Raw genomic sequence first — 12,126 nt, forward strand, 5'->3', positions numbered from 1 at the left:
TCATTCCCGCTTCAGCCCAGTTTCATAAGCCGCTCCGCATTCCGATGGGATATCATCTCTTTTTCCTCCGTATCCAGGTTTGAATTCATCAGAAAATCACCTGCATTTTCCGGTTTTACATACGGATAGTCCACTGCATAGAGTATGTGGGATGCTCCCATTAATTTTACGCAGTATTCCAACTGCATTTCCGATAAAATACCGCTTGGAGTAAGAAAAATATGTTCTTTATAATATTCTGATATTTTTTTATTGAGCCCCGTTTTATCCTGGGTCAGTATTGCATCCATCCGTTCCAGAAAACAGGGAACAAACTCGCCCCAATGGCCGGAAATAAGCTTTAGTCCCGGCAGTTTGTCAAAGATGCCGGAAAGAATCATCCGCACCACGTGAATTCCGATGTCCATGTGCCATCCAAATCCCGCCGACGCAAACTCACCCGTCACGACTGGGGACCAGTTCTCACTTTTATAGTAATAATCGGAAATGAATGGAGGAACAAAAGACGGATGGAAATAGACAGGCACATCCAGTTCCGCCGCTTTTTCAAAAATAGGGAAAAACTGCTTTTCATCGTAAAAATGGCCGTTGAAATTACCGTTCAGCATCGCTCCGCGAAATCCAAGCCCGCGGACACAGCGTTCCAGTTCCCCGGCCGCACGCTTTGGATCCGCCATGGGCAGGGCCGCAAAGCCGCAGAACCGGTCAGGATGTCCGGCAATCTGCTCCGCCATAATATCATTCGCCATCTGGTAAATACCGACAGCCGCATCGGCCGGCAGCGTCTGCGGAATCGAAGTATTGTAAGACAAAACCTGCATTGAGATACCGTGGGCATCCATAAAGGGCAGTCTCATCTCTTCGATGTCCTCCAGCGCCCTGCCCGTAGTCTGCTGGAACGAGGCATAAAACTTTTTCAGGGTTTCATCTGCGGCTTTTCCGTTCTCCCTCTTGACCGCATACTTTTCACACTCTTTTTCTACCTTCTTACTGCTGTAATGTTCCTCTAACGCAATTAATCTCATATTATGACTCCTTCCCATCCATCATTTTCTCCAGAAGCCGGGCAAGTTGTTCCTGCTCTTCTTTTGACAGTTCCCTGGTCAATTCATTCTCCAGCCGGTCGGCAAGGGCAAGCAGTTCCTCCCGCATGGCTTCGGCCTTTCCGGTCAGGGCCGCCACCTTGCTTCTGCTGTCCGCGGGATTCACTACTCTTTCCACCATTCCGTTCTTTTCCAGGTTCTGCAGGATTCCGGTCACCGTCGGGTTGGACATTGAAAAATAAGTTTCAATATCAATCTGCCGGATTGTCTGCGGCGGATTCTTATATAAGAACATCAGGGTTTTAAATTGGGTATGGGTCAGGCCATAGCCTGCCAGCATCCGGTTTGATATTTTGTCAAACTTCAGATTTGCCTTTTTCACCAGAATTGCAATTTTTCCGTCTTTCACGGTGCATCCCTCCTCTATCATAAACTGTTATTTTCCATAGGCTCCTATGTATATTATCATAGGAACCTATGGAAAGTCAAGCCGTCATATGCTTTATTCTTCCGCTGCCGTCTTTTCCGTTTCCTTCTCCGGCGCTCACGCATATAATGTATTAAATTATATCATCGAGGTACCGTTATGCCCGGAAGCTGGACTTTCCAGTCCTATCTTACCCCTTATGATTCTTTTATCTTCTATAATGCAATCGGAAAACATGAGGATTATTTTTATCAGCCTCTGGCCGTGGCCAAACAGGTTGTCAACGGCACAAATTACCGTTTTGCAGCGATTGCAGAACCTTTAAAGGAAAATCTTTCCTCTCACTTTGCCATTATCGAGATGCATCAGCCGATTGGCGGTAAAGCCTATACTACCAATATTACATTTGTGTAGGCATCCCAACTCACCGGCTGTCCCGGAAAGCATTCCCCTCCGGTATCGCCAAAAATGTTCTTCAAGACCGGAATCAGATACAGGGGATGTATCCTCTTTCGGCCATATTTTCTTCAAGATTTTTCTGTCACAAGCGGATTAGATAGTTGACAAAACCGTCATCCCGTGGTACACTAGTCAAGGCTTAAACGTCAGATGCTGCTGTGGCTCAGTCGGTAGAGCGTCGCATTGGTAGTGCGGAGGTCACGGGTCCGATTCCCGTCAGCAGCTCGATTAAAACCCTTGAATTTTCAAGGGTTTTTTTGATGTTTTTAAATTCTTGGACTATGATCCGCGCTGAACTTTTTTCTGATTGACTAACATTTGGTGAACGCGGAAAATCATCATTTCTACAAATACAGCACAAAAAATAGCAGGATACCTATTTCTAAGTACCCTGCTTCATTTGGAAAATCAGCATATGCAGCTCAATATCCTGTCCAACCTGCTAATACTGCTCAAAGCACCTGCGTATTGTTTCCATATCTCTCCTGAGCAGTTCCATCTGCCGGTTCTCCGGCGCTTCGGCGCGGAGAGGCATCAGGTTATAATAATTCTCCGTGACAATCCATCCCTCAAAGCCCTGCTGCCTCAGATACCGCATCTGACCGAAGAATTCGGTATTTCCCTGCCCCAGCAGCCGGTCCCCCGGATTCTCTATCCCGTCCTTCGTATGAAGTACGCTGTCCATCCACGAATACAGTCCCCGGAGCTGTTCACACTGATCCATATCAAAGTTAAATTTGAAGTTCTGTGTATCAAAGTGAACCTTCAGATTTGGCTCATTCAGCTCCTCCAGCATCCGTATCTGGGCTTCTGAGTCCAGTGCATTTTCCGTCAGAATCAGGATTCCTTTCGCAGCCGCAGCATGGCAGGCATAGCGCAGCGCCTCTTTCGTATTCTCCGTATGTTCTTCACTCCGAATCAGGTTTTCGAGAAAGTTGGGTATCATAATCCGATCGATCCCCAGCTGTCCGGCCGTTTCAATCCCCAGAGCAATCTGATCGTATGCAATCGCTCCGTTTTGCGTATTCCTGCCGTGGATAAATTCATGGACCATCACGTCGTTTAAAACAAGCGCCGGATATTCGATCCCATAACGCTCCCGGTCCTCCAGATATCCCTCCATCACCTCTCTCTGTGACAGAGGATATCCTGCCTCATAGCTGCCCAGTTCCAACTGGATTCCATCAAGCCCTGCTTCTTTGGCAGTCCTCGCTGCATAGAGGCCCCCTCCGGGAAGTCCCCAGGCAACCGCTCCCAGCTTAATTTTCTTATTTTCCATCGCTTACCCCCATCCTCCGCTTATCCCCATCCTCAGTTCCGTGACCGCATTTTAACGGATACGGCTTCATTCAGTTTTGTTCGGCTTTGTTTGTCTTTATTCGGCTCTGTTCGTCTTTATTTGGCTTTGTTCGGCTTTATTCGGCTTTGTTTAGCTTTTCCCTGTACTCCTCTCCCCTGCTACTCCAGATTACTATGGTTCCTGTACATTTCTTCACTGCTTATCTGATACCGCTCCATCAAAAGCAGAACCATAATATCACAGAGAATACCTGCGCTCTGTTCAAAAAGACTCCCCATGGGCTGTATGGAATCGCCGGACTTCCTGTTCTTGGCGGACGCTTTTAAAAGAACGGTTTCATCGCTCAGCTTCCCGAGCGTGGAATCCCCTCTGGTTGTCACCAGGATAATTCCGGCTCCAATTTCCCTGGCTTTCGAAGCGTGTTCTATCAGCATGGGCGTCTCTCCGGAACCGCTCAGGATAAAGAGTACATCTCCGCCCGTCAGAGCCGGTGTCGTGGGCTCCCCCACCACGCTCGACTGAAATCCCATCTGCGTCAGCCTCATGGCAAACCCTTCCGCCTGGAGTCGGCTCCGCCCCGCTCCGTCACAGAAAATCCGATTTTCCCGTTCAAATTTCCCGGCCAGCCTGCACAGGGTTTCCGGCGGAACACTCTCAATGCACTGGCAAAGCTCCTCCAAAACCTTTTCTACAACTGTCTCACTTTTCATATCCATCTGTCCCCTGTCTTTATCATCTTTTAGCTCCGTTCCGGCGCGGCGGAACATTAATTTCGCTTCAGTGACCTGACCAGAGCCTGAAGGGAACCGCCTGATTTAATGTAATCAATATAAACGGCAATCAGAATTACGATGCCCTGCACCACGTACTGCCAGGAGGAATCGATTCCCAGAAGGTTCATGCCGTTTTTAAGGATTCCTATGACAATGACGCCGATCACGGTGCCGGAAATGCTTCCCTTTCCGCCGCTCATACTGGTACCGCCGAGAACAACGGCTGCGATGGCATCCATCTCGGCGCCGTCACCCATGATCATCGTGGCCGTAAATGTTCTTCCTACGGTCAGGACTCCGGCCAGCGCAGCCAGAAATCCGCTGAAGGCAAACACAAAAAATGTTACCCATTTTACATTAATTCCGGAATATTCCGCCGCCATCCGGTTACCGCCGGTGGCGTAGATATGGCGTCCCATCCTGGTTCGGTTCAGTATAAAGGAGGAGACAATCACAACGGCGATAATCAGGTAGAGCTGGATGGGAAGACCGAAGATACTGCCCATTCCCCAGAAGGTATAGGAATCATCGAGCACGGCGATTGTCTGGGCATGGGTATAGATTCTGGCAATGCCTCTGCCGATGTTCATGGTAGCCAAAGTCACGATAAAGGCAGGGATCGTGGTGCGGGAAACAATGATTCCGTTCAGGCCGCCAATCAGCGTTCCAAAGAACAGGCCGATCACGATTCCCACCGGAACGGGAAGTCCCAGCCAGCTAATCATTCCCGCGCTGACACAGCCCGTGACCGCAATCACCGAACCGACGGACAGATCGATCCCGCCGAGCAGGATGACAAATGTCATGCCGCAGGCCAGATACAGATTGATTGTAATCTGGCGGACCACATTAAAAAAGTTTGTAACCGTAGCAAATTTATCTGTCATAAAGGTAAGGCCCAGACACAGGATAAACAGGCCCATCAAAATTCCGAAATTCATTTTAACCGTGTTGACAACCGACTGTCCAAATTTATTTTTCATAATTTCACTTCTTTCCCCTTAGATTTCCTTTGTCGATAATTCCATAATTCTTTCCTGGGTGAATTCCTCACGATTCAGTATTCCGGTGGTGCGCCCCTGGTTCATAACCACAATCCGGTCGCACATGTTGATTAATTCCGGCATCTCGGAGGAGATAAAAATAATGGACAGACCGTCTGCCGTCAATTTGTCGATCAGATGATAAATGTCCGATTTTGTTTTTACATCAATTCCTCTGGTGGGTTCGTCCAGAATCAGAATCTTCTTCGTCACCAGCAGCCACCGGCTGATGATCACCTTCTGCTGGTTTCCGCCGCTCAGGCGTCCGATCGCCTGCTCCACTCCCGCATATTTTGTCTGCATGATGTCGTCGACATATCTCTTAGTGAGTTCCAGTTCTTTTTTCCGGTCGTAGCGCCCGCCTTTTAGAAATTCGCCCATCACCTCCAGCGTTGCGTTAAAGCGGATTCCCTGCACCGGGTAAATCCCCTCTTTTTTCCGGTCCTCCGGCACAAGGCCTATCCCGTAATTCATTGCGTCCTTTACGCTGTGTATTCTGGCCTCTTTTCCGTCCAGCTCAATGACGCCTCCGTCCTTTTTTCTAAGGCCGAAGATACAGGCCATGGCCTCCGACCGCCCCGAACCGACCAGTCCGGAGAATCCCAGCACCTCCCCTTTGTGTAAATCAAAGGAAACGTCCCTTACTTCCTTTCCCGATGCCAGATGCCGGGTCCTGAGCACTATTTCACCGGTCGAATGGTTATGTTTTTCGTACAAATCCCCAAGCGTCCTTCCGACCATCAGGCTGACCAGCTTATCGTGGGAAGTCTCCTTTGTCACCACCGTGTCAATGTACTTTCCGTCCCTCATCACCGTAATGCGGTCCGCAATCACATCTAACTCCGACATCCTGTGGCTGATGTAAATAATTCCCACGCCCTTTTCCTTCAGCTTTTTCACCGCCTCAAAGAGCACATCCACCTCCGTGTCCGTGAGGGAGGAGGTCGGTTCGTCCATGACAATAATCTTTGCCCCAAATGAGATTGCCCTGATGATCTCGACCATCTGCTGCTGCGCTATGTTCAGTTTCCCCACTATCTGGGACGGTTCCAGCTTAAGCTCCAGGGCGCTTAAAAACGCGGCCGCATCCGCATTCATTTTCGCGGTGTCAACCGTTCCAAGCTTCGTCTTCGGTTCCTGACCGAGAAATATGTTTTCGGCGATTGTCATATACGGTATCAGCATCAATTCCTGATGAATCACCCGGATTCCGTGTTTTTTCGCACTGTCCACATTGGTGATTTCCACCTTTTTACCGTCCACATATATCTCGCCGCCGTCCCTGCTGTAAGCGCCTCCCAGGATTTTAATCAGCGTGGACTTACCCGCGCCGTTTTCACCGAGCAGTGCGTGAACCTCCCCCGAGCGCAGCTCCAGCCTGACGTCCTCCAGTACTTTTACATCAGAAAAGGATTTCGTGATTCCATCCATTTTAAGCAACTGTTCCATATTTTGCTCCTTCATATGTTCCCATTTCCTATGGTTCTCCCTCAAAAGGCCTGTCTTCAAAAAGTGGGCGGCAAGTCGCATGCCGCCCACTTAAAACGCCGTTGCCGTCCGCATCCCGGTTAAAAAGAAGCTGGGCCGCGGACCATATCACGCTTCGCCTCAGAAAGCCGGGCCGCAGCGAAACGCCTCTTTCTGCTGTTTACTGCCAGCCGGCATTTAAGTAATCCTTGATATTACTGCTGTCAATCGTAAATGCAGGAACGTCAATCTGGAACTGTTCCGGTTTCTGGCCGCCTAAAATTGTCTTTGCAACTTCATAGCAGTTTGTTCCGATTTTGATCGGAGACTGGGCTGCCGTCATCTTGTAGATACTTCCCTCTTTTGCAATTACCTGTTTTGCTTCCGGAGCGCCGTCCACACCGTAAATTGCAACGTCTGCGCCGGATGTCGTGCATGCTGCATAAGCTCCCATGCCGGCCTGGTCATTGATGGAGAAAATAGCAACGATGTCGGGATGAGCCTGTAAAATATCGCTTGTGATGTTCTGGCCCTTTTCTACCGTGCCTTCCGCGTCAAAAGTTGCAACTACTTCAAAACCTTTTCCCTCGATTGTCTTCATGAATCCTTCCTCACGATCCAGGCAGGCGCTGTTAGCCGGGTAATTGAGAATTGCAATTTTGCCGCCGTCTGGGAAATCCTTAATCATGGATTCTCCGCAGAGTTTTCCGGCCTGAACGTTGTCGGTCGCCACATAGGCGTCTACCAGCTCCAGGTTTGCAACGGAAGAGTCAAAGTTGATGACCGGAATTCCGGCTTCTTTTAATTTCTGGAGAGCCGGTGCCACGGCGTCTCTGTCAACCGGATTTAAGAACACTGCCGATACATCCTGGGCAATAAAGTCTTCGATAATCTGGATCTGTTTTGTACTGTCCTGCTGCGCATCCACGACAACGGTCTTGTTTCCGTCGGCCTCCGCCGCCTGTGTGATGGAATCCGCCACCGTCTTAAAGAAATCCGACTCGATCCAGTAGGTGACGCCGAAAGTCTTTCCGCCCTCTGCCGCGCTGTCTTTCGCCTCCTCCGCTTTCTCTTCCGTTGTCTCCGCAGGCGCTGCCGCCTCGGCTGCCGGAGCTGCCGTTTCCGGCGCCTTCGTCTCGGATGCTGCGTTTGAGCAGCCGAACAAAGCTGTCGCTGCTACCGCGATTGTGAGTGCTGCCACGATTTTTTTCTTCATAGTATTTTCCTCCACTTTTTTTCGGCACATTTTGCCTTATTTATAGTTAACACCGCTTCCGCGGCAAACTATTTCCTGTTGTTCTCCGGTCCTTCTGCCGTTCCCCGATTCTCATGTTGTTCCCGGTCCTTCCGCCGTTCCCCGGTTCTCCCGCCGCACCCAGGTTCCCTTACTCTTCGAGATTATCCAAATCGTACAGAAGGCCGAAATCCGTTTTCATATCCTCATACAGCCGGTCGTACAGCCTGTGATAATTTCTGTACCGCTTCACTTCCCGGGGAATCGGTGTCTCCGCCAGACTGGTGCTGATTAATTTCCTGCAGGTATCCACCACGTTATCAAAGACTCCGGCTCCCACCCCGGCCAGTATCGCCGCGCCGTAAGCGGGGCCTTCCTCCTGTTTCAGGATGCGTATTTCACATTCATACAGATCGGCCATAATCTGCCTCCATACGTGGCTTTTGCAGCCTCCGCCGCAAACTCTCATGGATGTCACCGTGTTTCCCAGTTCCTTCAGAATATTATTGCAGTCTGCCAGGGAGTAGGTGATTCCCTCCATAATCGCGCGGAGCATATGCGCCTTTCCGTGTATCGTATTCAACCCTACAAATGCGCCCCTGCACTTCGGATTCATATGGGGCGTCCGTTCTCCCATCAGATAAGGCAGGTAAATCAGCCTCCCGCTCCCCGGCTCGATTCCGGCGGCCGCCTCGTTGATTAAAGTATAGATATCCGTCCCCGTCCGTTCGGCCTCTTCTTCCATGTCCCGGCAGAAGGCATCTTTGAACCATTCCAGCGAAAGTCCGGCCGCCTGGGGGCCTCCCATTGTAAAATACCCTCCCGGCACGGCACAGCAGCAGACGTGGAGACCGCCGTCCGGTATCCTTGTAAAATGATCCAGATGCGTATATACAATGGCCGACGTTCCGATCGTTGTAAATGCCCCGTTATCCAGAACCACCCCGGTTCCGACTGCGGCGGCGGCATTATCAGCGGCTCCGGCCACAACCTTTACGTCAGGCGCCAGACCGCATTTTTTTGCAATCTCCGGCAGCAGGGTTCCCGTCACTTCCTGGGATTCGTATACTTTTCCAAGGAGCGCCGGATCAATATCCAGCGTTTTAAGAACCTCCTGTGACCAGCGCCTGTTTTTAACATCCAGAAGCTGCATACCGGATGCGTCCGATACGTCCGTCGCAAACTCACCCGTGAGAATGTAGCGGATATAGTCCTTCGGCAGCAGAATGTGACGGCATTTCGCATACAGCTCCGGCTCATTTTCCTTCACCCAGAGAATTTTGGCCGCCGTCCAGGCCGCAATCGGGGGATTGGCCGTAATCTCCATCCATTTTTCAAGAGGCATGAGCCCGAGCATCTCCTCCACCTGGGCGGACGACCTCTGATCACACCATATGATAGAGCGCCGCAGCGGTTTTCCCTCCCCGTCCAGCATGACGAGGCCATGCATCTGACCTGAAAATCCGATTCCTTTAATTTCTTCCTTTCCCACTCCCGATTTCTCCGTCACTTCTTTCAGCGTTTCAAGAACCGCACGTCTCCAGTCCTCCGGATCCTGTTCCGCCCATCCGTTTCCGGGCTGGTACAGGGGATATTCCCTGGATGCCTGGGCCGTAATCTCTCCTTCCGAATCCATCAGAAGTGTCTTTGTAGCGCTTGTTCCTATATCAATTCCTATCACGTACTCCATTCTTTACCGCCTCCCCGGTTCATCGACTTTTATTCCATGCGCACCGGCAGGAATCTTACACTGCCTTCTCCGCCGTTCTCTGTTTCATTTCCCTCTCCATAATCGCCCTGTAAGCGCCGATATTCCTTTCCAGACTGCCGGAAAACAATCCTTTTCCGGCCACGATAATCCCGGCTCCCGCTTCCAGCACCCTGCCCAGGTTAGCCGGAGTGATGTCGCCGTCCACCTCAATCGGAATCTCCCGCCCGATTTTTCTAAGCAAATGCCGGGCCTGTGCAATTCTTCCGGCCGATTCATTCAGAAAGGTCTGGCCTTTTAATCCGGGAGCCACCGTCATCAGCTGCAGCCGATCAACCAGTTCCCATATTTTCAGATCCACCGCCCTGCCCGCCAGCGATTCAACCGGCGTCCCCGGGTTCAGCGCGATCCCGGCCTGTCTGCCCAGGCTGCGGACGGCCTCCAAAGTTCTTCCCATATTCCCGCACGCCTCCCAGTGAACCGTGATTCCATCGGCCCCCGCCTCACTGAACGCCCGCACAAACCGCAGCGGTTCCTCAATCATCAGATGGACATCCAGAAAGAAATCCGTGGCCTCCCGGAGCGCGGCCACAAAATCGGGGCCAAAGGACAGGTTCGGGACAAAAATCCCATCCATAATGTCAATATGTAACTGCCTGATTCCGGCCCGTTTCATGACGGCCATCTGCTGTTGCAGATGAAGATAGTCGGCCGCATAGACCGATGGGGCTAATTGATACATTTCATTCACTTTCATTCTCCTACATAATTTTATTGCAATCGATGGCGGCCTGCGTGCGTTTCAGGCACTTCGAATAGTCTTTTTTCGTCTTGGTGATGTAACCCAGGTAAAGGACGTCCAGGATGAACTGATCCGCCACCCTCCGGGTCGCTTTATCTCTCCCGATTGTCAAATCACTGACCGAGATGAACAGGCTGATATCGGTATATTTTAAAAGCGGAGACTTGTTCATCTTTGTGATGCTGATGGTGGTCGCCCCTCTCTTTTTGGCAATTTTCATGGCCTGTACCACATTTCTTGAACGACCCTCATAGGAAACGGCCAATGCCACGTCCCCTGGTCCCAGGTTGTCCGCAATCGTATATTGCAGCATGACGTCGCTGTGGGCGGAACAGGGAATTCCAAGCCGGCAGAATTTCATAAATGCAAACTGGCAGGCCGCATAGGCGTCCCCCACACCAAAGAAGTGAATGGATTTTGCCCCTATCATTGCATTTAAGGCGTCCGTATACCCTTCATTTGCCAGAACCATGGTGTTCTGCAGCGTCTGTACATTGCTCTGGAAAACCTTCTTTAATATTACGGAAATATCATCCGACTCCTCGATTTCCTCCTCGTGAACTTCACTTCCGTCCGCCATGGCAAGGATAAAAGCATCCTTCAGGTCCATGTATCCGTGATATCCCATCCTTTTGCAGAAACGGATGACCGATGCCTCGCTGCTGTTGGACTCCGCGGCTATCTGAGCCAGCGTAAGATGTGTAATGGCGTCCGGATTTTCTACCAGCGCCTGTGCAAAAGCTTTCTCCGCCCTCGGCAGGGAGGGGATTAAAAATCTGATTTTCACTAACAATTCATTCATGTTTTTCCTCCATAATCAGATTTTGCAAATGAAGTTTTTCTTATAATCATTATAGTAATTGCAAAAACTGAAGTAAATATAGTATGTTTTTTTTATCTAGTATAGCAGATTTATCCCATCTTTCATTGTTAGATCTGCACAATTTTTAGTCTATTTTAGGTTGTTTTTCCCTTTTCCCACTTCAATTTGAAGTTTCTAAAAATAGTAAATACTTCACTTTTATTTTTAGCATTTGAAAATAATGATATGTCACCCTATCGCTATTTTCATGTCCGTTTGTCCGGTTCTCAAAACAACGAAAAGCACGCTTCGCAAACTTTTCATTGCCGCTCAATAAAAAAGAGTGAAATAAAAAAGAGTCGAAACCGAAAAATAACGGTTTTCACTCTTTTTTATTTCACTCTTTTTTTATTTATTGACGCGCAGACTGTAGAGAAATGTCATCTCAGATAAATTCAAACGTCTGCTGCTCATAGTCCATGGTGCTTTTCAGCTCCCCGGGCGTCTGTTTCAGCAGTTCCCGGTAATCTCCGCCGTCCGACAGCCAGCTTTCAAGCTGTTCCTGTTTCAGAATAAACGGCATCCTGTCATGAATTTTCCTCACGGATTCGTTGGGTTCCGTCGTCAAAATCACGAAATGGGGTTCGGCGCCCTCAAACCGGTAACAGCCTGCAAAATACAGTTTTCTTCCCGCCGCGGGTTCGAAAACTGCTTTTTCACCCGCACGGTTCCATTCATAGAAGCCGCCGGCCGGTACCGCCACGCGGCGCCTGGCCATGCACTCCCGGAACATCGCCTTTTCCGGCGCAGTTTCCACGCGCGCGTTATAAACCGTCTGCCCGCTGCCCCTGCCCTCGCTGACTGCTGGATGAAAGCCCCAGTACATCTTCCTTCTCACTATCGTTTTGCCCCTCTCCGAAACCAGCACCGCCGCTTCGTCGCAGGGACGCACATCTGTCCGGATTCCGGACGTTTCATCTTCCGTAAAATATCTGCTGCACATAATCTCTTCCGTATGTCCTGAATGGTTACTGTTCACAGCCCTGCAAAAACGCAGTTCTGTAGGCG

At 50.1% G+C, this 12,126-nt stretch carries 12 protein-coding genes and 1 tRNA gene; 2 read left to right on the plus strand and 11 right to left on the minus strand.

Annotated features, from left to right (window positions below; genetic code table 11):
• Positions 1-11 precede the first annotated feature (11 nt).
• Complete coding sequence (locus tag QZT18_RS05350) at positions 12-1,025, minus strand: amidohydrolase family protein (RefSeq protein WP_294145305.1); 1,014 nt, start codon at positions 1,023-1,025, stop codon at positions 12-14.
• 1 nt (position 1,026) lies between these two features.
• Positions 1,027-1,452: a MarR family winged helix-turn-helix transcriptional regulator gene (locus tag QZT18_RS05355; RefSeq protein WP_294145307.1), complete on the minus strand. Its 426-nt coding sequence runs from the start codon at positions 1,450-1,452 to the stop codon at positions 1,027-1,029.
• 177 nt (positions 1,453-1,629) lie between these two features.
• Between QZT18_RS05355 and QZT18_RS05360 the strand changes: the two genes are divergently transcribed.
• Entirely contained in the window at positions 1,630-1,884 is a 255-nt protein-coding gene (locus QZT18_RS05360) for a hypothetical protein (RefSeq protein ID WP_294145308.1), read from the plus strand.
• A 197-nt stretch (positions 1,885-2,081) separates the two neighbouring features.
• Positions 2,082-2,154: transfer RNA gene (locus tag QZT18_RS05365), tRNA-Thr, on the plus strand.
• A gap of 217 nt (positions 2,155-2,371) precedes the next feature.
• Here QZT18_RS05365 and QZT18_RS05370 read toward each other — a convergent pair.
• The 9 genes from QZT18_RS05370 to QZT18_RS05410 form a co-directional block, all read right to left on the minus strand.
• A complete protein-coding gene (locus QZT18_RS05370; protein ID WP_294145310.1) occupies positions 2,372-3,208 on the minus strand; it encodes a sugar phosphate isomerase/epimerase in 837 nt (278 codons plus the stop codon).
• A gap of 179 nt (positions 3,209-3,387) precedes the next feature.
• Positions 3,388-3,939: a 6-phospho-3-hexuloisomerase gene (hxlB, locus tag QZT18_RS05375; protein WP_294145312.1), complete on the minus strand. Its 552-nt coding sequence runs from the start codon at positions 3,937-3,939 to the stop codon at positions 3,388-3,390.
• A 56-nt stretch (positions 3,940-3,995) separates the two neighbouring features.
• The gene (locus tag QZT18_RS05380; RefSeq protein WP_294145314.1) at positions 3,996-4,985 is read right to left on the minus strand and encodes an ABC transporter permease; all 990 of its coding nucleotides are present in this window, start codon (positions 4,983-4,985) and stop codon (positions 3,996-3,998) included.
• An 18-nt stretch (positions 4,986-5,003) separates the two neighbouring features.
• Positions 5,004-6,509, minus strand: a complete 1,506-nt coding sequence (locus QZT18_RS05385) for a sugar ABC transporter ATP-binding protein (RefSeq protein ID WP_366925802.1) — start codon at positions 6,507-6,509, stop codon at positions 5,004-5,006.
• Positions 6,510-6,693: 184 nt separating this feature from the next.
• Positions 6,694-7,728: a substrate-binding domain-containing protein gene (locus tag QZT18_RS05390; protein ID WP_294145316.1), complete on the minus strand. Its 1,035-nt coding sequence runs from the start codon at positions 7,726-7,728 to the stop codon at positions 6,694-6,696.
• A gap of 169 nt (positions 7,729-7,897) precedes the next feature.
• Complete coding sequence (gene xylB, locus QZT18_RS05395) at positions 7,898-9,436, minus strand: xylulokinase (protein WP_294145317.1); 1,539 nt, start codon at positions 9,434-9,436, stop codon at positions 7,898-7,900.
• 55 nt (positions 9,437-9,491) lie between these two features.
• Positions 9,492-10,196, minus strand: coding sequence for a ribulose-phosphate 3-epimerase (locus QZT18_RS05400; protein WP_294145399.1), 705 nt, complete (start codon positions 10,194-10,196; stop codon positions 9,492-9,494).
• A 19-nt stretch (positions 10,197-10,215) separates the two neighbouring features.
• Positions 10,216-11,058, minus strand: coding sequence for a MurR/RpiR family transcriptional regulator (locus QZT18_RS05405; RefSeq protein WP_294145318.1), 843 nt, complete (start codon positions 11,056-11,058; stop codon positions 10,216-10,218).
• 445 nt (positions 11,059-11,503) lie between these two features.
• On the minus strand, positions 11,504-12,061 hold the full coding sequence (locus tag QZT18_RS05410) for an SOS response-associated peptidase family protein (RefSeq protein ID WP_294145320.1): 558 nt from the start codon (positions 12,059-12,061) through the stop codon (positions 11,504-11,506).
• Positions 12,062-12,126: the final 65 nt, after the last annotated feature.

Origin of the sequence: uncultured Clostridium sp., assembly GCF_900547735.1 — a bacterium.
In the GTDB taxonomy this organism is placed as follows: Bacteria; Bacillota; Clostridia; order Lachnospirales; family Lachnospiraceae; genus Otoolea.

Coding starts and splice junctions, on each gene's coding strand:
- QZT18_RS05370 (WP_294145310.1), bottom strand. CDS start 3,208: ATGGAAAATAAGAAAATTAAGCTGGGAGCGGTTGCCTGGGGACTTCCC.
- hxlB (WP_294145312.1), bottom strand. CDS start 3,939: ATGAAAAGTGAGACAGTTGTAGAAAAGGTTTTGGAGGAGCTTTGCCAG.
- xylB (WP_294145317.1), bottom strand. CDS start 9,436: ATGGAGTACGTGATAGGAATTGATATAGGAACAAGCGCTACAAAGACA.
- QZT18_RS05405 (WP_294145318.1), bottom strand. CDS start 11,058: ATGAATGAATTGTTAGTGAAAATCAGATTTTTAATCCCCTCCCTGCCG.
- QZT18_RS05410 (WP_294145320.1), bottom strand. CDS start 12,061: ATGTGCAGCAGATATTTTACGGAAGATGAAACGTCCGGAATCCGGACA.
- QZT18_RS05385 (WP_366925802.1), bottom strand. CDS start 6,509: ATGAAGGAGCAAAATATGGAACAGTTGCTTAAAATGGATGGAATCACG.
- QZT18_RS05350 (WP_294145305.1), bottom strand. CDS start 1,025: ATGAGATTAATTGCGTTAGAGGAACATTACAGCAGTAAGAAGGTAGAA.
- QZT18_RS05400 (WP_294145399.1), bottom strand. CDS start 10,196: ATGTATCAATTAGCCCCATCGGTCTATGCGGCCGACTATCTTCATCTG.
- QZT18_RS05380 (WP_294145314.1), bottom strand. CDS start 4,985: ATGAAAAATAAATTTGGACAGTCGGTTGTCAACACGGTTAAAATGAAT.
- QZT18_RS05360 (WP_294145308.1), top strand. CDS start 1,630: ATGCCCGGAAGCTGGACTTTCCAGTCCTATCTTACCCCTTATGATTCT.
- QZT18_RS05390 (WP_294145316.1), bottom strand. CDS start 7,728: ATGAAGAAAAAAATCGTGGCAGCACTCACAATCGCGGTAGCAGCGACA.